Annotated in this window: 15 protein-coding genes; 5 read left to right on the plus strand and 10 right to left on the minus strand. The window is 40.8% G+C overall.

Annotated elements, in window-relative coordinates; all coding sequences use genetic code 11:
• The first annotated feature begins 4 nt into the window (after positions 1-4).
• Together RH40_RS11510 and RH40_RS11515 are read left to right on the plus strand one after the other, a co-directional pair.
• Positions 5-745: an ABC transporter permease gene (locus RH40_RS11510; RefSeq protein WP_009601683.1), complete on the plus strand. Its 741-nt coding sequence runs from the start codon at positions 5-7 to the stop codon at positions 743-745.
• Between the two features lie 2 nt (positions 746-747).
• On the plus strand, positions 748-1,425 hold the full coding sequence (locus tag RH40_RS11515; RefSeq protein ID WP_009601685.1) for an ABC transporter permease: 678 nt from the start codon (positions 748-750) through the stop codon (positions 1,423-1,425).
• A 42-nt stretch (positions 1,426-1,467) separates the two neighbouring features.
• Here RH40_RS11515 and RH40_RS11520 read toward each other — a convergent pair whose 3' ends face one another.
• From RH40_RS11520 to RH40_RS11555, 8 genes are all read right to left on the minus strand, one after another.
• On the minus strand, positions 1,468-3,150 hold the full coding sequence (locus tag RH40_RS11520; RefSeq protein ID WP_009601686.1) for an aspartate:alanine antiporter: 1,683 nt from the start codon (positions 3,148-3,150) through the stop codon (positions 1,468-1,470).
• Between the two features lie 190 nt (positions 3,151-3,340).
• Positions 3,341-3,604: a GrxA family glutaredoxin gene (locus tag RH40_RS11525; RefSeq protein WP_009601687.1), complete on the minus strand. Its 264-nt coding sequence runs from the start codon at positions 3,602-3,604 to the stop codon at positions 3,341-3,343.
• Positions 3,605-3,782: 178 nt separating this feature from the next.
• Positions 3,783-4,637, minus strand: a complete 855-nt coding sequence (locus RH40_RS11530; RefSeq protein ID WP_009601688.1) for a MurR/RpiR family transcriptional regulator — start codon at positions 4,635-4,637, stop codon at positions 3,783-3,785.
• 303 nt (positions 4,638-4,940) lie between these two features.
• Positions 4,941-5,555: a CIA30 family protein gene (locus RH40_RS11535; RefSeq protein WP_009601689.1), complete on the minus strand. Its 615-nt coding sequence runs from the start codon at positions 5,553-5,555 to the stop codon at positions 4,941-4,943.
• A 484-nt stretch (positions 5,556-6,039) separates the two neighbouring features.
• The gene (gene panP, locus RH40_RS11540) at positions 6,040-7,686 is read right to left on the minus strand and encodes a pyridoxal-dependent aspartate 1-decarboxylase PanP (RefSeq protein ID WP_009601690.1); all 1,647 of its coding nucleotides are present in this window, start codon (positions 7,684-7,686) and stop codon (positions 6,040-6,042) included.
• A 112-nt stretch (positions 7,687-7,798) separates the two neighbouring features.
• Complete coding sequence (locus RH40_RS11545; RefSeq protein WP_009601691.1) at positions 7,799-8,314, minus strand: hypothetical protein; 516 nt, start codon at positions 8,312-8,314, stop codon at positions 7,799-7,801.
• A gap of 371 nt (positions 8,315-8,685) precedes the next feature.
• Positions 8,686-9,591 carry a LysO family transporter gene (locus RH40_RS11550; RefSeq protein ID WP_039954628.1) on the minus strand — a complete coding sequence of 302 codons (906 nt, stop codon included), beginning with the start codon at positions 9,589-9,591 and terminating at the stop codon, positions 8,686-8,688.
• Positions 9,592-9,610: 19 nt separating this feature from the next.
• Entirely contained in the window at positions 9,611-10,531 is a 921-nt protein-coding gene (locus RH40_RS11555) for an HDOD domain-containing protein (RefSeq protein ID WP_009601693.1), read from the minus strand.
• Positions 10,532-10,864: 333 nt separating this feature from the next.
• Here RH40_RS11555 and RH40_RS11560 point away from each other — a divergent pair, with 333 nt between their 5' ends.
• Positions 10,865-11,452: a TfoX/Sxy family DNA transformation protein gene (locus RH40_RS11560; protein ID WP_009601694.1), complete on the plus strand. Its 588-nt coding sequence runs from the start codon at positions 10,865-10,867 to the stop codon at positions 11,450-11,452.
• A gap of 50 nt (positions 11,453-11,502) precedes the next feature.
• Here RH40_RS11560 and RH40_RS11565 read toward each other — a convergent pair whose 3' ends face one another.
• Positions 11,503-12,069 carry a hypothetical protein gene (locus RH40_RS11565; RefSeq protein WP_009601695.1) on the minus strand — a complete coding sequence of 189 codons (567 nt, stop codon included), beginning with the start codon at positions 12,067-12,069 and terminating at the stop codon, positions 11,503-11,505.
• A gap of 279 nt (positions 12,070-12,348) precedes the next feature.
• Here RH40_RS11565 and RH40_RS11570 point away from each other — a divergent pair, with 279 nt between their 5' ends.
• Both RH40_RS11570 and serC read left to right on the plus strand, forming a co-directional pair.
• A complete protein-coding gene (locus RH40_RS11570; protein WP_009601696.1) occupies positions 12,349-13,608 on the plus strand; it encodes a DUF945 family protein in 1,260 nt (419 codons plus the stop codon).
• A gap of 117 nt (positions 13,609-13,725) precedes the next feature.
• The gene (serC, locus tag RH40_RS11575) at positions 13,726-14,808 is read left to right on the plus strand and encodes a 3-phosphoserine/phosphohydroxythreonine transaminase (RefSeq protein WP_009601697.1); all 1,083 of its coding nucleotides are present in this window, start codon (positions 13,726-13,728) and stop codon (positions 14,806-14,808) included.
• A 74-nt stretch (positions 14,809-14,882) separates the two neighbouring features.
• Here serC and RH40_RS11580 read toward each other — a convergent pair whose 3' ends face one another.
• Positions 14,883-17,108 (minus strand): YgiQ family radical SAM protein, encoded by a 2,226-nt coding sequence (locus RH40_RS11580; RefSeq protein WP_009601698.1) that lies wholly within the window; start codon positions 17,106-17,108, stop codon positions 14,883-14,885.
• Positions 17,109-17,422 lie beyond the last annotated feature (314 nt).

Genomic DNA, 17,422 nt, shown 5'->3' on the forward strand with positions numbered 1-17,422 from the left:
ACCTATGCTGGATCTACAGGGATATGAAGCCTCAATCTTAAAAGGGGCGCTCATTACAATAGAAGTCGCATTGCTATCACTATTATTGGCTATGCTTTTGGGAATGCTTGGTGCCTTAGCAAAACTCTCCTCTATGGGCTGGGCGAGGGCAATCGCGACAACTTACACCACCATAATACGTGGTATACCTGACCTCGTTCTGATGATGCTTATCTTTTTTGGTGGACAAATGCTCCTCAACAATAGTTTGTACGCGATTAATGAGAGCATAAATGAATGGTTCTCCTCCAACAATCCAGAACATGAATGGGTAGCGTATTTGCCAGATTATATTGATGTTAGTCCCTTTATCGCAGGTGTTCTGACGATCGGTTTTATATTTGGTGCCTATATGGCTGAGACATTTCGAGGTGCTATAATGGCTGTCGATAAAGGAGAGCTCGAAGCCGCCAAAGCCTATGGAATGAGTTCTTTAATGACTTTCCGAAGAGTACTATTACCACAAATGATACGCCATGCACTTCCTGGTTTTGGTAATAATTGGTTAGTGTTGCTAAAGACCACGGCATTAGTATCGATTATCGGGCTTGAGGACATGGTTCGAATGAGTTCTTTGGCTGCGGGTTCAACTAAAATGCCGTTCACCTTCTACATGGCAGTTGCCATTATCTTTCTCTTCTTTACAAGCGTTTCAACGGGTTTGTTAAAGTTGGTTGAACGTAAATTTAGCATTCACGCGAGGTAGATATGGACTTTTCCTTGATTATTGAAAGTATGCCTATCTATCTTGATGGACTTTGGACTACAGTTTGGTTGGTTGGTCTGGCTCTTGTGGTCGGATTAGGAGTAGCAATTCCTCTGGCGGTTGCGCGCAATAGCGAACATTATTTTCTTTTTGGACCGAGTTGGGCGTTCATTTACTTTTTCCGTGGAACACCGCTGCTCGTTCAGCTTTATCTTATCTACTATGGCATGGATCAATTCTTCCCCGTAAAAGACACGTTGTGGGAGAACGCTTGGTTTTGTGCTTTGGTTGCGTTTATTTTGAATACCTCTGCTTATACAGCAGAAATCATCAGAGGTGCAATTAATGGTTTACCTCAAGGTGAGGTAGAAGCAGCAAAAGCATATGGAATGGGGTCTTTTATGACCTACAAGAGAATTATACTGCCAAGTGCTCTGCGTCGGGCCCTTCCTGCCTATAGTAATGAGGTAATCTTTATGCTTCATGGGAGTGCCGTCGCTGGTATTGTGACTATTATGGATTTAACAGGGGCCGCTCGTTTGGTAAATTCTCGCTACTATGCTCCCTTTGAATCATTTTTGACCGCAGGCCTGTTTTACATGGCTTTAACATTTATTATCCTCGGTTGCTTCAAGCTAGCTGAAAAGCGCTTATTAGCTTATTTAAGACCTTTAAGTTAACAAAAAGGCTTCCTTTAGGAAGCCTTTTTAATATCTGGAACACTAATTAAGGATAATAAATACGGTGCCAGCCAACGTCATAAGTATGTTGGCTATTGCATAGGTACCTGCGTAACCAAGTGCTGGAATGGTTGACTTCGCATAGTCATTAACAATGTCCATTGCTGGTGCGCATGTTCTTGCTCCTATGATTGCGCCAAATAATAAAGCTCTATTCATTTTGAGAATATAAGCACCAACTAGGTATGCGACGGCAACGGGTACAACACTGATTAAAAAAGATAGACCGATTACCTTTAAGCCTACTTGATTTAAGTGCTCTAACATTTTCCCTCCTGCGCTTAGACCAATACCAACCATGAATATCATTAGACCTAAATCTTTCACGAGGTTTAATGCGCCCTGCGGAACGTAGCCGAACGTTGGGTGGTTAGCTCGAAGGAAGCCGAGGGTGATACCTGATAATAATAACCCCACAGCATTACCCAAACCAAACGACACCTGACCAAATGTCATCGTTATAAGACCGAAAAGTATGCCCAAAATGAAGAAGCTACAGAATGCTAATAGGTCAGCCATTTGACTGTGAACTGAAATAAAACCGATTTTTTCAGCTAATCCATGGACTCGACTTTTCTCGCCACTAATTTGAAGGACATCACCCTTAGTTAGAACAATATCTAAGTCCATGGGCATTTCAACCTGTGCACGCACAACCCTATTCAGAAAACAGCCATACTCAGATAGGTTGAGGTCAGATAACCTCTTTCCTGCAATAGCGTCACTTTTGACCACAATCTCTTCTTCGACAATTCTTAAGTCTAATAGATTACGATCAAATACTTCTTTACCATTTCTAAAGCTCGGGTCTAGTCTTGCGTGACTATCGGGGAAACCGACTAAGGCAATTTCATCCCCTTGTTGTAAAATTGCATCACCATCTGGGTGCGCTAAGATGCCATTTCGTCTTATCCTTTCAATGTAGCAACCCGTCTGCCTATAGATACCGAGCTCTCTTAGATTTTTTCCGTCGATCCAATCTGTAAGTTCTTGACCAACTCGGTATGCTCTGATGATGGGAAGATAGACTTTACGTTGTGAAGAACTTCCTAACCCTCGCTCTTGTGCTATTTGTTGCGCAGAGTCCGATAGGTTTTGTTTCTGGATTTTTGGAAGTAGTTTAGCAAATGCAATCATGCTGATAAGGCCAATCAGATAAGCCATCGCATAGCCCACCGATAAGTTCTCTGCGATGCTAGAAAAGCTCATCCCTGCAGGAGTATCACCCAGACCAGAATTTATCGCATCTTGAGCGCCGACCAATACGGGTGTCGATGTAAGAGCGCCTGCCATCATTCCAGCGGTAAGGCCGAAGTCTAACCCCATATAACTACTAGAGAGGTAGGCAATACAAAGTGCAGTAGACAACACCGTCATGCTGAGTATGAAGTAGTGTTTTCCATCACGGAAAAATATACCGAAAAAGTTTGGACCAGCTTCAATACCGACACAATAGATAAATAGCATAAAGCCTATCGTTAATGCATCAGCATTGAAGGCGAAACCAATGTGACCCATTATTAATGAGGTAATTAACACCCCGATAGAGTTGCCTAATTGAAATTTACCAAGGCGGATTTTACTTATACTGAGGCCGATGGATAAAACTACGAATATCAATAAGATAGGGTTTTGTTCGAGTAAAGCTACAACGTTTATATTCACGAATCCGGTTTTGCTAAAATTGGTAGGAAATTCTAATGAGAGAATTGTATCTTAATATTGTTAAAAATTAAGAAAATTTTTAAAAATTTTACCAATTACTGACCTAATGTAAAATTATGGAACATTTGATTTATTTATACATAAAAAAAAGCCGCATTAAATGCGGCTCTAAAATAGTATTCAGTTGGGATTATTCGAACAATCCTAGATGTTCTTTTGCGTATGCTTCAAAGTCATCACAACCACCGATGTGGTCTTGGTCAACAAATATTTGTGGCACAGTCTCGACTGGTTTACCAACGGTCTTCTCAAGATCAGCTTTCGAGATACCCTCTGCATGAATATCAACGTAACGATAGTTAAAGTCATCACGTTTTGCTTTTAAAGTTTCTGCGTGTTCTTTAGCTCGAACACAAAAAGGACAAGCTGGGCGACCGAAGATTACTACGAACATGTTTTAATTCTCCTATGTACTTATGCTGTCAACTATGCCCGATTCATTCAAGGAAATAAAGGGGCTTTTAACTGTTGAATTAATAGATAAAACCTATTGGTCAATAAACCTACAAATAACCTAAACCCCCTAAGATCTCTTCTTAGTAGGCATGAGTTAGTTCAATGAAGTCTATAACTTAAAACTGTGAAAGTTTATCGTACCTTGAGTCTTTCAACACATCCTTTACACGCTTTAAGTTTTCTCTAAACCCTGTTCCGCGTCTAAGGGTAAAACCCGTTGCAAGCACATCAATAACCGTCATTTGAACGACTCTGCTGGCCATTGGCATGTATACGTCAGTATCTTCGGGTACGTCTAACGTGATTGACAAAGAACATGCTTTATCGAGAGGGGTATCTTTAGCCGTGATAGCAATAACCGTAGCACCGTTCTCACGAGCTAAATTGGCGATTTCAACTTGGCTTTTAGTCCGACCTGTATGAGAAATCAAAACAATTACATCGTTATCAGTACAGTTAATACAACTCATGCGTTGCATTACAATATCTTCAAAACATGTAATGGGTATATTGAAACGAATAAACTTGTTTTGCGCATCTTTTGCAACAGCTGAAGACGCACCAAGGCCAAAGAATGATATTCGTTTTGCTTGAGTTAGTAAATCAACAGCCCGGTTAATTTGCATTGGGTCTAAACTATTTTTTGCAACATCGAGGCACGCCATCGTTGATTCGAATATCTTGTGCGTATAGGCGTCTGGGCCATCACTTTCTTCGACATTTCGATTTACATATGGAGTCCCATTAGCCAAGCTCTGTGCAAGGTGCAGTTTGAAATCTGGAAACCCTTTAGTATCAAGCCTTCGGCAAAATCTGTTGACGGTAGGTTCGCTGACGTCTGCCATTTTGGCTAATGTAGCGATGCTTGAGTGAATGGCTGTCTGAGGGGAAGCCATAATCACTTCGGCCACTTTACGCTCAGACTTACTAAAGTTTTCCAGATTTTTTTGAATTTTTTCTAATGTATTCATAGTATTTATGTGGCTTGAGTTGGCTGAACGATTTTTCTTGTTACAAAAATTATGTGTGTAAACCAACGAATTAGGTATTTGCCCATCGTATATTAGGTTTACACACTCTTTATTGTCGCACAGTTCACTGGGTTTTCGCGACCTAAATTATATTGCTTATTATCGCGAATCTAACATATAAACACTTGATTTAAAGAATTATCATGGTCTTGTAATATTCACGGCCTTTTAATATGACTTGGATCACAATAAAGGTTGAGATAGACAATGAGCTTTCTTGTTTGGCTATGTGCAAAGGTTACTTTAATTTTCGCAGTCTAACGTAAAATTGAACAGTTGTAGTCCAAATAAGCCTTTTTGATAAATATCTGCCTCTTGACCAGCCCTACCTATGATCCTAATTGCAACGCTCTTGATATCACTGGGGTTTAAAGATGGAGCATTAGGGAAGTTTTTTCCACGGCGAGTAGCGTCAAATTCACTGAAATAAAATGGCATTGAAAAATTCTCTTGAGACTGCACTTGGAAGTCTTGCTTGTATGTGAATCCAAGTGATTGGCTTTTCGGGGTCTCTATTACGACCTGATAGTAAGCGCCTTTATCATTGAGAGATTTACCATTGAGACAGATAGAGTAAGGATATTGAAGATTAAAGTTGTCCGCCACTCTAAAGGTTGCAAAAGCCGCACCGTTAGGTTGTGGTTGAAGATGTGCGAAGAAAAAGTGGCTTTTATTATTTTGACTGTTTTGATATCCAGCATAGGCATGAGATAACCCCGCCGATCGTTCTGTTGCATCGGTGAGCACCTGAATTCTATTTATCGGCTTTGTGAAGTCTACAAGTGGAGTGTGTTCAGCATAGGCAGGGTAATAAACAATTGCTGAGGCAAATAAACTGACGTTGAGTAATGTTTTCATCTTAGCTCCTTAAAATTGACTTTTTATTTGAGATTACTCGCCTTGCCGTTGAAATTTTCATCTGACCATAATTCACTCAATGATACAGCTCGCCTAAATCTAAATTCAGTCGTCTGTCGTTAAAGCGAAACGAAACCCAATCAAACCGAAATATTAATTCATATCATCAATGCTTAATTTTGGCATAAATAGATATTCCAGCCGACATGCCGAGATATTGGCTAGTACGCAAGAAAATTTTTGGTAGATCTGATGTGCGGGAAGCCCAAAACTTTGAGGATCGGTCTTTTTCGTTGGGTAAAAAACGTTAGTGATACGGGAAAAAATTAAACACATTGTTTTGCCAAAGTTTTCACCGCACTTAATGGTTTCAGCATTAGTGCAGTGAAGAAAAAAGTTTTTTGAAGCAGTTAAGAAACTGCGATCAGCTTCATCCAGAAACTCATCAACTTTTATGACTGGCGCATAGATGAAAGTAGGGCAATTAGGAAGCTAAGATGTCGTTACACAATTGCTCTATACTATTCATTAGTCTTGGGGCTTGTTGCGCAATACGTCGTTGCTCTTCAAGTACTAGATGTAGCACCTCATGGTTCGTGAGAGGGTTGGCTAGTACCACTCGGAATACGATGGTATCTAGTTTATTCCATTTTTCGGGATTCAAGCGAGTACGAGAAACGAATGATTTGCCAGCTTCACGTTGTTTTTTCTGGATAAACATGGTGAGTTGGTTGAGATGATCGTTAAGCTCTGCCTTTCTTTCGTTACTGGCGACCAAAAGAGCGTTGCATACACTTTCAGGTATGTATCGATATGTAAGCAAACACAATTCGGGATGAGAGATAAGTTCGAAGTCGGGCTGGTTTTCTATCATACTGGCAAAGTATTGCGCTTTTTCAATGCTTTGATCTATCAATAGCTCGTAACCTGGACGGCTAATAATATGCATTGCCGCATAAACAAGCATTGCCATTCCTGAGCGTGATCCCTCTAGTGTGTGGCTACCCAAATCCTTTGAGCCCTTGCGCAGTATGTATTGAGCGTGATGCTCGATAGATTTCATCGCGTTTGGATTTTTGAACAGCACCATGCCTGCACCCATTGGAATATAAAGCTGTTTATGTGCGTCTATGGTAACAGAGTCTGCGAGTTCAATACCTTTGAGCAATCCTCGATAATTGTTTGACATAAGAGTTGCTCCACCCCAAGCAGCGTCAACATGGAAGTGGCAGCCCTCTTGAAGGCAAATTTTTGCGACTTCATCAAGAGGATCAATGTTTCCTGTTTCTGTCGTACCTGCAACCCCAACTACCGCAAATGGCATGATATTGTTATTCTTGAGCTGCGCAATTTTCTCTTGTAATGCTATTGGGCAAATACGGTTATTAGTGTCTGTTGCCACTGACACTAGGCCTTCTTGCCCAATACCGAGAACGTCAGCGGCTTTCTTTAAAGAGTAGTGCCCACGCTCTGAGACAAGTATTGCCAAACCTTCATAGCCATAATACTTCATTGCTTTGTAAAGGCCTTCTTTTTCAACCCCAGTAAACTCATTTTTGGCTCTAAGTGCATTATTTCTAGCAACCCACAGTGCTGTGATATTTGCAATCGTTCCGCCTGAACAGAAAGCCCCTAGCGAGTGATTTGCACTATGCATCCATCGAGCGTAGAAGCTATCTTCCTGTGAATATATTAGGCGATGCAGCATACCCAACACTTGTCTTTCCAACGGTGTGAATGCTTTTGATGTTTCGATTTTTACCAAATTTTGGTTTAGCGCGATCATAATCTTAGAAAGCGGCATCAAAAAATAAGGGAGCGCGGACGTCATATGCCCAACAAAGCTCGGTGATGAAGTATGAACCGAATGGGCAACGAGCTTATCCAATAAATGTTGGGTATGTTGAGACACAAACTCAGGGGATTCTGGGATAGTGGCTTTGGCAAAATCTTTTTCGATATCTATTAGAGGCTTCTCTTCAGCAGCAATATGTTCGCGTAAAAATCGGTTCAGATTTTGTGATAACTTTTCTTCAATTTCAGTAAGTGTAGAATCAGGGCCTTCGGGCACAGTGAAAATACGTATTAAGTGCTCCAAGCTCACTTCTGCAGTTTTGTGTTCTGATATCATAAAAACTATATTGCTCTAGTCATTTTCTGTGTGTGAATCTAAACTAAATCGAATCTAAAGTCTCTCCCTAATTAATGTCTTTTGATTCCTACGCGCGACTTAAACTTAGGATTCATTGTTTGCATATTATTTTTTCCACTTTCTTGATAGCGTTATTGTACCTTTCAAGAGCGGGCTGAATTTTTGTTGGATGGCTTAGTAAATCAGCTAAGGCTGAGCGCAGCTCATAATTTTTTTCATGGGGTACTGACTGCCTGTCACGATATGTAATTTTTGCTAACTCGCCTAGTTTATCATTTCTCGCAGATAGCACTTTGATATCACGTTGTTCTAGACTCAACCACCTTTCTACGGGACGATCAATAGCAATTTTAGAGGGGTCCTTGTCTAAGTAATGATGAACAGCCTCTCTGTTGAGCTCGAAGTGATGCTTTCTTCCCTCCAAAAACCAGTTGCTAACCTCTGTAAGTTCAGGATATTCAGAGGAAGTAATCTTAGCGAGGTCTTGATACCAAATGATCGAGGTGTCAACATATGCATCATATTTTTTCGACAAACATGACTCGTCTGCTGCAATGGCAAAGGAAGAAAAACAACATATGATGGTTGTCGCGGCTATAAGTTTCATTGTCTATTCCCTGCAATATAGAAGCTTTCACATATAAAAAGATAGTGGCAAATTTCCTGATCGGACATAGTCGTATACCCAAGTAACCTCAAGATGCTAGGTTCAGCGAGAATGGCTTGCTTTACAGGCAAGGCAACGATTTGAAAATCTAGCCATCTAAATTGAAAATCGGTAACGAGGCATGTAAAGCAAGACAACTCGCCCTTTGGGAGCGTGCCACAGTGCCGACTTCATCGTCAAACAACTTGGTAAGAGTTCACTATTACGCTGCGTTATTTTCCTTGAATTCAACACGGTGGCATCGCTCTGAATCCTGCATTTTGAAGTCACTTGGGTATATCATATATTGTTTAACCAGAATTTCCTGCGATCTATCCGACAACTGAAACAAAGGACATAATAAGAATAGGAACCATAAAGCTAAGGATAAACCCACTTACGATAGCGACAGGGACACATCGTATTCCCCCAGTAGCTTGAATGATAGGTAAAGTACAATCCATGGCTGTTGCACCAGCGTAACCGATACTCATACAAGGGTACGAGCGGATAAAGAGTGGGATAAGAGTTAAAGCTGTGAGTTCACGGATAAGTTCGAGGAGAAAAGAGGCGCTACCGTAAACAGGACCGTAAGCTTCACCAATCAAAATTCCTGATAAAGAATACCACCCAAAACCAGAAGCTATTGCAAGTCCTTGAAAAACACTTATCCCAAGTACTTTTGCAGAAATAATGCCACTGGTTAGAGAGGCAGTAATAACTGCTAAGGCAATTAGGATTCCATGTCTATTTAAAAGAATCTGTCTCAAACTTAAACCACTATTACCCAACTGAATACCAATTAGGAACAGCAAAATGTAGAGTACATATTCGCTTACCATCTCGACATACGTTATGTCGAGATGAAATAATGTCCCGGCAAGGAAGCCAAAAACGACGATTAAAACAAGCTTAAGTGACTCAGATATCATACTTGATATCGGGGGGCTCTTTTTTGTCGCAATGACATTTACTGGTAGCTTTTTATCAACCAATAAGAGAGCAGATAGTGTAACTATACTGATGAAGAAAAAGAACGTAGACGTCGTTTTAATAATTAGGCCGAGGTTTTGTAGCAAGTTTTCCAAAGAGGCAATGCTGAAGCCCATAAGAAATATGACTGTATATATAAGTTTAGCTACCGCAATATTAACATATTTGAGGAATGATTTATTGTGCACTTTTACAGTGCAGCCTATGAATAATAAAACCAGTATTACAAACATTCCCGAATACATTAATTATCGCCAACCTGATCTAAAAACCACTATTACTCATAAGTTCGTCAATTTGTTGATTGAAGTCATTATCACTTAAATTACTAAGTTTATAAAGTATATCGGCACCTGTTACATCAAACTCTATTGTATGATTATCTATTCTATCATCCTGACGTCGATACATTAAAATATGGTTCGCGAGTCTGGCAATATCTAGGTAACTTACGAGTAGTTGAGAATCAGTATGAGTTTGATTAGAACATACCTCGACGAAGTCAGTATCGAAGCCCCAGTTTTCTAGCACAAGTTTACTTGCATTAGAGCATTGGCGGTCAAAAATCTGGAAAGCGATAGATTCTTCCAAGTAATTTCCTTGTTCAAGGTAGTGATGATATTCATTGACGATACAAAATAATCCGATATCTGCGAGTAAACCCGTTAGGAGTGCTTTGTCAGTTTCGAGGTGACTGTAATTTTCTGACTGTGTTTCTTTAAAGCCTTTTGTCACTAATACCATAGTGGCAGCGAGCTCTCTGGAACTAGCGGCGCTTTGGATTAGGATTTGATTACATGATTCGCTTAAATTAACTGAGTGCTTTAGTTGCTCTATCGCTTGTGCCGTTACTATGTCTCTGACACGTAATATGCCCAGTCTCGAGACCGCAGTAATAAGGTCGGTACAAGTAATGTTTCTGCGATTGAATATCACGGAGTTTGCCACTCTTATTACGACAGCAGCTAGGCCAGGGTCTTCGAGGAGACTGTCCGCAACATCGGTAACAGTGGTACTTTCTCTCGTACACATCTGCTGTATTTTTAAAACCACAAATGCTATGGGAGGAAGTGATATTTTTCCAGAGCTTATAGAGTGCTCAACACGTTTATAAAAGTCGGATTCGATACCTTTGAGTACAAGGTCTTTGCTATCTGGTAGCCAATAAAAACTAAGGTGATTCATAAGATTAGAGAGATTAGGTTAACTTTTACAGTGTAACGTTTTCTTGTGTGAATTGGCAAATGATAGATGGTTTAAACTTATGGTTTTTTTATTTTATATCCTGTTTTCAATATAATTCATTGGGGTGGTTTTGTATAATTTGTGACTTTTTTCGCAAAAATAAACTTAAATGTGTTTATCTGTGTGATGTGTGCACAGACTTATTTAATTTGGTTAACTATGATTTTTATTGCTTCATTAAATCACTAAAATAATTGTTCGTCATTTATTAGATAATTCGCTTAAAGCTGCTTCTGGTGATCATAAATAATCAATCATTTTGATTTAGGGTCAGTGGATATGAAACAGCAAGACTTCTTGGAATATGTTGCCAAATTTGGTGACTTTTATACTCGTTCAATGTTCGGTGGGACAGGGCTTTTTGAAAGAGATGCTATGTTTGCGCTTATTAATGGTGAAGGTATATTTATCCGTGGTGGTGGTAAGCTAGACCAACAACTATTGAGGTTAAAATGTAAAAAGTTTCGCCATGTAAAAAAGCAAACGACAGCGACAGTAAACTATTATGACGTTACCGAATTGCTTGTTAAAAACAGTAGTGAGCTGGATGATTTACTTCTAAATTGTCGTCGGCTATCTGTCTCTCATAGGGCAATGAAGCGTTCGACTGCAAATCGACGCTTACGAGACTTGCCCAACATGCAATTGACGCTAGAGCGGATGGTCAAAAAAGCAGGCGTGGGAGACGTTGAGACCTTTCTAGAATTAGGAGCTCCTGCTGTTTACTCAAAGGTAAAGCAAGCTTACGGAAACGATATTGATGTGAAGTTGTTATGGAAGTTTGCGGGAGCAGTGGATGGTGTGCATTGGAAACTTATACAAGAGCCTAAAAAGCGACAATTGCTAGATAATTGTAATTGACAGTAGAGAAGAGTCTGGCCACCAGAGTTGACCAGACTCTTTTCATTGCTCTAGAACTTAAATCGAGTGGTGAACATTAGTTGGTCACCGTAGAAGTCATTTATGCGTGCTTCTGCACCGACTGAGAATAGTTCTGTGGAGTGGAAGCGAGCATACGCAGAGCCGATCCATTCATCTTTACTATCGATCGAGGTGTATCCACCTTTTCCACCGACCTCTAATTGCGGGCCAATCCACTGTCTCAGACCAATATTCAATTCCATTCCTGTACTTGAACCGCGTTTGTAGCTATGACGCGTCTCATTACCTGTATCAACGAGCCTGAGAAGCATTTCTCCAGTAAAATCAGCCCAGTTGTTAATTGGGGCATGGAAGCCGAAACCTGCCGCTGTGTCGTAGTCTCCTTCAAATTCAGAGTCTGCTCTAAGTAAAGCATGAGCATTTGGGTGGATAGACCTACTCATTGCGGCACCGAAAGTTACCGGACTAGCGCCAATTCGAGCTTCAAGATAGTCGTAACTAAAGTTACTCATTACTGAGGGGCTATCAGGGTCAACTTCAGCAAATGAGGGGCTGGAGGCTATTAAAAGTGCTGTCGTTAAAATCGTTTTACGCATAGTAAAGGTGAACCTGTATTGTTAATTTGCGAATCTTAAGCAAGGTTGGTTTTAACGAGTAGAATACGCTAGGATTGTCATGTAAATCAATAAATACAAGGAAAATGTCTTTTTTTTTGACGAAGAAATCACCTTATCCTGTTCAGCATTAGGTACCGACAGTTTGAGAGGCTAACTTTTGTGTCATTTGTCTCTTGCTCAAGCTTGTCATCTTGTTCGGTGTACCATAAAAATTTTTCGTGTAAACTGCTCAATATTAACCCCTTTAAATGTCAAATTATGAATATTAAACAGATAGGTGCTATAGGTGGCGCGATTGCGCTAATTTTGTGCTGGCCTTTTGTCGTTGGGCACATGGCTCAACTGTCGATCGAAAGAAGCATTGCACAGCTTATCAACGAAAATACGCGTGCCGAGGTCATTAAATATGATCGGGGTTACTTATCCTCGAAAGTGAAAATTCGGTTGAGTGTAATTAAAAAAGATTTAAAAGACGAATTTATTGCTGGTGGATTTCCTACTGAATTCACGTTTGATACCCTTTTAAAACACGGTTTTGTCAGTATTCAGGGAACATCTAAAATCGAGGAGTTGCCTGAGCTTTTGATGTTAAAAACGGATACATATTTGAGTGGAAATACTGACTTTGATTTGATGGTAAATGAGTGGAAATCTAGCGAGCTAAATGATAAAGCCAGTTTCACCATTGCAAGTTCTGAGCTCAAGGGTAGGGTCAATATTGATGGGGGAATCAAATATAAATTGAGGATACCTTATTTAAATATTGAGTCCTTGTCTGACCAAAGTGCGAGCTTTAGTGATATTGACTTCGAAGGAAATGGTAAGAAGCTCAACAGTGTTTGGATAGGAGATCATATCCTAAAAACCGGCAAAATAAACTTCAGCCGCGATTCCGATTCTGCTCACTTCAAATGGAATGACAGTCGATATGAATTTTCAAGTAAGTTGGACGATGAGAACAGCAGGGTAATAACTCGGCATGTTGTTGAGTTGAATAATATCGAAACCGAGGAGGGTAGAGTTGAACATATTTTATTTGATTTTGAATTGGGTGATATGGACAGCACCGCTTTCGACCAACTCATAAACTTCTATCGTGATGGAGAACAGTCGAAGACAGCTTCTGCAGTAGAAAAGATTAAGCCGTACATTGAGCAACTCTTTTCTCGCGGCTTCTACATGTCACTCAACTCACTCGTTGTCGATATTTCCGATAATAGTAAGGTCAATGCGAGCATAAAATTATCGATACCAGAAGGAACAGACGGTGTTTCCGATAACCCCACAGTTTTTATTCCTAAATTGACTGGAACAGCAAGCAGTCAATTAACACAAGGCTTTAGTAAACAATTTCCATTAATTCAGCAAGGTGTTAATCAAGCTAAACAAAATGGTTTAGTTTCTGAGGTTGATGATAGCTATATAATTGATGCAGAGATTAATAACGGTAACTTAGATTTTTCGACGGGTCAAAAGCTACCTTTAATGAGTCTTTTAATCCCCTTAATCACACAGTAGATAAGCTAAAAGGGCTACACCAAGCTTGGCTGGCGGTGATTAGCCGCCATTGCCACTTTTTATCCTTATCAAAACGTGCTATTAATCGTGAGATTTGTATTTCTACAGGGATAATTGATGAGCGTCGTTTATAATTTTAGCGCTGGGCCAGCGGCATTGCCAAAAGAGGTAATGGAGGATGCACAGGCAGAGTTTATTAATTGGGGCAATAACAAAACCTCCGTCATGGAGGTCAGCCATCGTAGTAAAGAGTTTATTCAGGTTGCCAAAGAAGCCGAGCAAGACCTACGAGACTTACTGACTATTCCGGACAACTATAAGGTTTTGTTTTGTCATGGTGGAGCTAGAGCGCAATTTTCTGCTGTTCCTCTTAACCTTTTGGGGCAGTCCGAGGTGGCTTCATACATTACCGCGGGATATTGGGCCGAAAGTGCTGCTGAAGAAGCCAGAAAATATGCCAAGGTAAATGAATTCAGAGCTAAGACAGAAATTGATGGACAGATTGGAGTAATACCCGCTGCGGATTGGGAGATTGATCATGACGCTTCTTATGTCCATTTTTGTCCCAATGAAACCATTGACGGCATTGAAATCACGGAGCTTCCACTTACCGACAAGCCAATTGTTGCAGACTTATCATCAACGATACTCTCCCGCCGAATTGATGTTGCTAGATATGGGGTGATTTACGCAGGAGCACAAAAGAATATTGGACCAGCTGGGCTGTGTATTGTGATCGTTAGGGATGATCTACTGGGTTTAGCAAATCAATTAATCCCGAGTTTTCTAAATTATAAAGTTCTGTCAGACAAGGAGTCCATGTATAACACACCTCCGACTTATGCTTGGTATCTAGCGGGCCTCGTATTTAAATGGTTAAAAAAATCCGGCGGTGTTGACGAGATAGAAACGATTAACGCTAAAAAAGCAGCGTTACTTTACCAAAAAATCGATAGTTCAAACTTCTACATTAACAAGGTTCATTCAACGAACCGTTCACGTATGAATGTTCCTTTTCAATTGGCAAAGCCCGAACTGGATGAACTGTTCCTTGAGCAGGCTAAGGCCCAGGGTCTTCTGGCCTTAAAAGGTCATAGAGCAGCCGGAGGGATGCGTGCTTCCATATATAATGCAATGCCATTAGAGGGAGTTCAGGCTCTTGTAGACTTTATGGTTCAGTTTGAAAGAGAGAATGCTTGAGTAAGTAGTATATGGCAGGCCTACAAAGGGTTAGGTCTGCCATTGTGCTTTGTATTTGTCTTGTTGTAGCTACTTTAATTTACGGGACTTTTTTTCTTTTTCGATTGGCCCGCACTAACTTTTCCTTTTCGCTGATTGGAATCGTTGCTGTTTCGGTTCTTTTTATCTTTCAATGCCAGCTTCTCGAATCCTGGTTGGCTCTTAGTATGCTTTGTTGCGAATCTTTGAGAACCATGTCTTCCAGATTTTCTGCGCTGTGCTGGCGTCTTGGATTCCATATCCTCTAATGGAACTAAACAACTGGCTTTGTCACCAATGAGGTGCTTCTTGCCCATTCCAATGAGAGCCTCTCGAATTATTGGCCAATTTTCGGGGTCGTGGTAACGCAGTAAGGCTTTGTGTAATCTACGCTGACGCTCTCCTTTTGGAACAGGTAATTCCTCACGTTTTTTATATTTGACGCGCTTTAAAGGATTCGTTTCCGAATAGTACATAGAGGTCGCGTTGCACATAGGAGAAGGATAAAAATTCTGTACCTGATCGCACTCAAAGTTATTGCGCTTAAGCCAAAGAGCAAGGTTGAGCATGTCTTCATCTTCTGTTCCGGGATGAGCAGAGATGAAGTAGGGAATGAGGTACTGCTTTTTCCCTGCTTCAGCACTGTATTTTTCAAACATTTCTTTGAAACGTTCATAGGTACCCATTCCAGGCTTCATCATAAGATCAAGAGGACCTTTCTCTGTGTGTTCTGGTGCAATTTTTAGGTATCCACCGACGTGGTGAGTGACCAACTCTTTTACATATTCAGGTGACTCAATCGCAAGGTCGTATCGGACACCAGAAGCGATCATTATCTTTTTAATGCCTTCTACCTTTCTTGCATCTCGGTAAAGATCGATTGTGTGTTTATGATCAGTATTGAGCTTGCTGCAGATTCCAGGAAAGATACAGGAAGGGCGGCGACAATTTGCTTCAGCTTTGGGATCGCTGCAGCCTAACCGATACATATTAGCTGTAGGTCCACCGAGATCTGATATTGTACCAGTGAAACCGGGGACTTTATCTCGAATCTCCTCAAGCTCATTGAGTATCGACTCTTTTGAACGGTTTTGGATAATGCGCCCTTCATGTTCTGTAATTGAACAAAACGAACATCCTCCAAAACATCCTCGCATAATGTTCACCGATGTCTTGATCATGTCGTAGGCAGGTATTTTTGCTTTTCCATACATAGGGTGGGGAACCCGAGCATAAGGAAGGCCAAAGACAAAGTCCATCTCCTCAGTTGATAGTGGAATAGGTGCCTGATTGACCCATAACTCTCTATCTCCGTGTTTTTGAATTAGGGCTCTGCCGGAGTAAGGATTGGTTTCAAGGTGCATGATTCGACTGGCGTGCGCATATAAAATACGATCATTTTTCAGCTTCTCAAATGATGGAATCCTGACCGCTGTTGTGTTCGCATCATGACGGGATGGACGAATTGTAATGGGTTTGGCCTCGGCCTCCTGATTCTTACTCTTGGTTTCACACTGTTCTTCTACCACATAAGGATTTTGTGGTATGAACGCCTCTTTCCTTGGTTTTTCAATCCGAGAAGAGTCAATGATTTTATAACCTTCAGGGGCTGAAGGTAAGTTAACGGCTGTACCACGTATCTGCGTCATTGAGGCAATATTCTCGCCCTTGGCAAGACGGTGTGCAACTTCAACAAGTGCACGTTCCGCATTTCCGAATAAGAGAATATCCGCTTTTGCATCAAAGAGTATTGAGCGACGAACTTTATCTGACCAATAGTCGTAGTGAGCAAGTCTTCTCAAGCTTGCTTCAATCCCACCAAGCACAATGGGTACTTCTTTGTAAGCTTCTTTACAACGTTGAGAGTAAACGAGGCTAGCACGATCGGGTCTTTTACCGCCCTCGTTGTTGGGAGTATAGGCATCATCATGACGCAGCTTTTTGTCTGCAGTATATCGATTTATCATTGAATCCATATTGCCTGCGGTGATACCGAAGAAAAGATTGGGGCGGCCCAACTCCATGAATGCGTCTTTGTTGTTCCATTTAGGTTGAGCGATAATGCCCACTCTAAAGCCCTGAGATTCGAGTAAGCGTCCAATAATAGCCATGCCAAAACTCGGATGGTCCACATAAGCATCTCCAGTGACAATGATGATGTCACAGCTATCCCACCCAAGTGCCTCCATTTCTTGACGACTCGTTGGTAAAAATGGTGCGGTGCCAAAGCACTCCGCCCAATATTTCTTGTAATCGTGGATAGGTGTGATATTGCTTTGCATAGCTTGCTCTCTAATTCAGGGAGCGCGAATTATAGCGGCTTGTGTTGCCCTGATCTACCAACTTATTTATGGATTTACATCACGAGTATGTCTCGTTACCGATTTTCAATTTAGATGACTAGATTTTCAAATCGTTGCCTTGCCTGTAAAGCAAGCCATTCTCGCTGAACCTAGCATCTTGAGGTTACTTGGGTATACATGATTTTTAGATGCTTGTAGACTGATGGTCATGAGGTTTATTTACTATTTTATTCAACGATGCTTACTTCAGAGTAATCTGATATCATCCAACACAAAATTATAATCGCTTTACT

Origin of the sequence: Vibrio caribbeanicus ATCC BAA-2122 (genome assembly GCF_000165125.1) — a bacterium.
Taxonomy (GTDB): Bacteria; Pseudomonadota; Gammaproteobacteria; order Enterobacterales; family Vibrionaceae; genus Vibrio; species Vibrio caribbeanicus.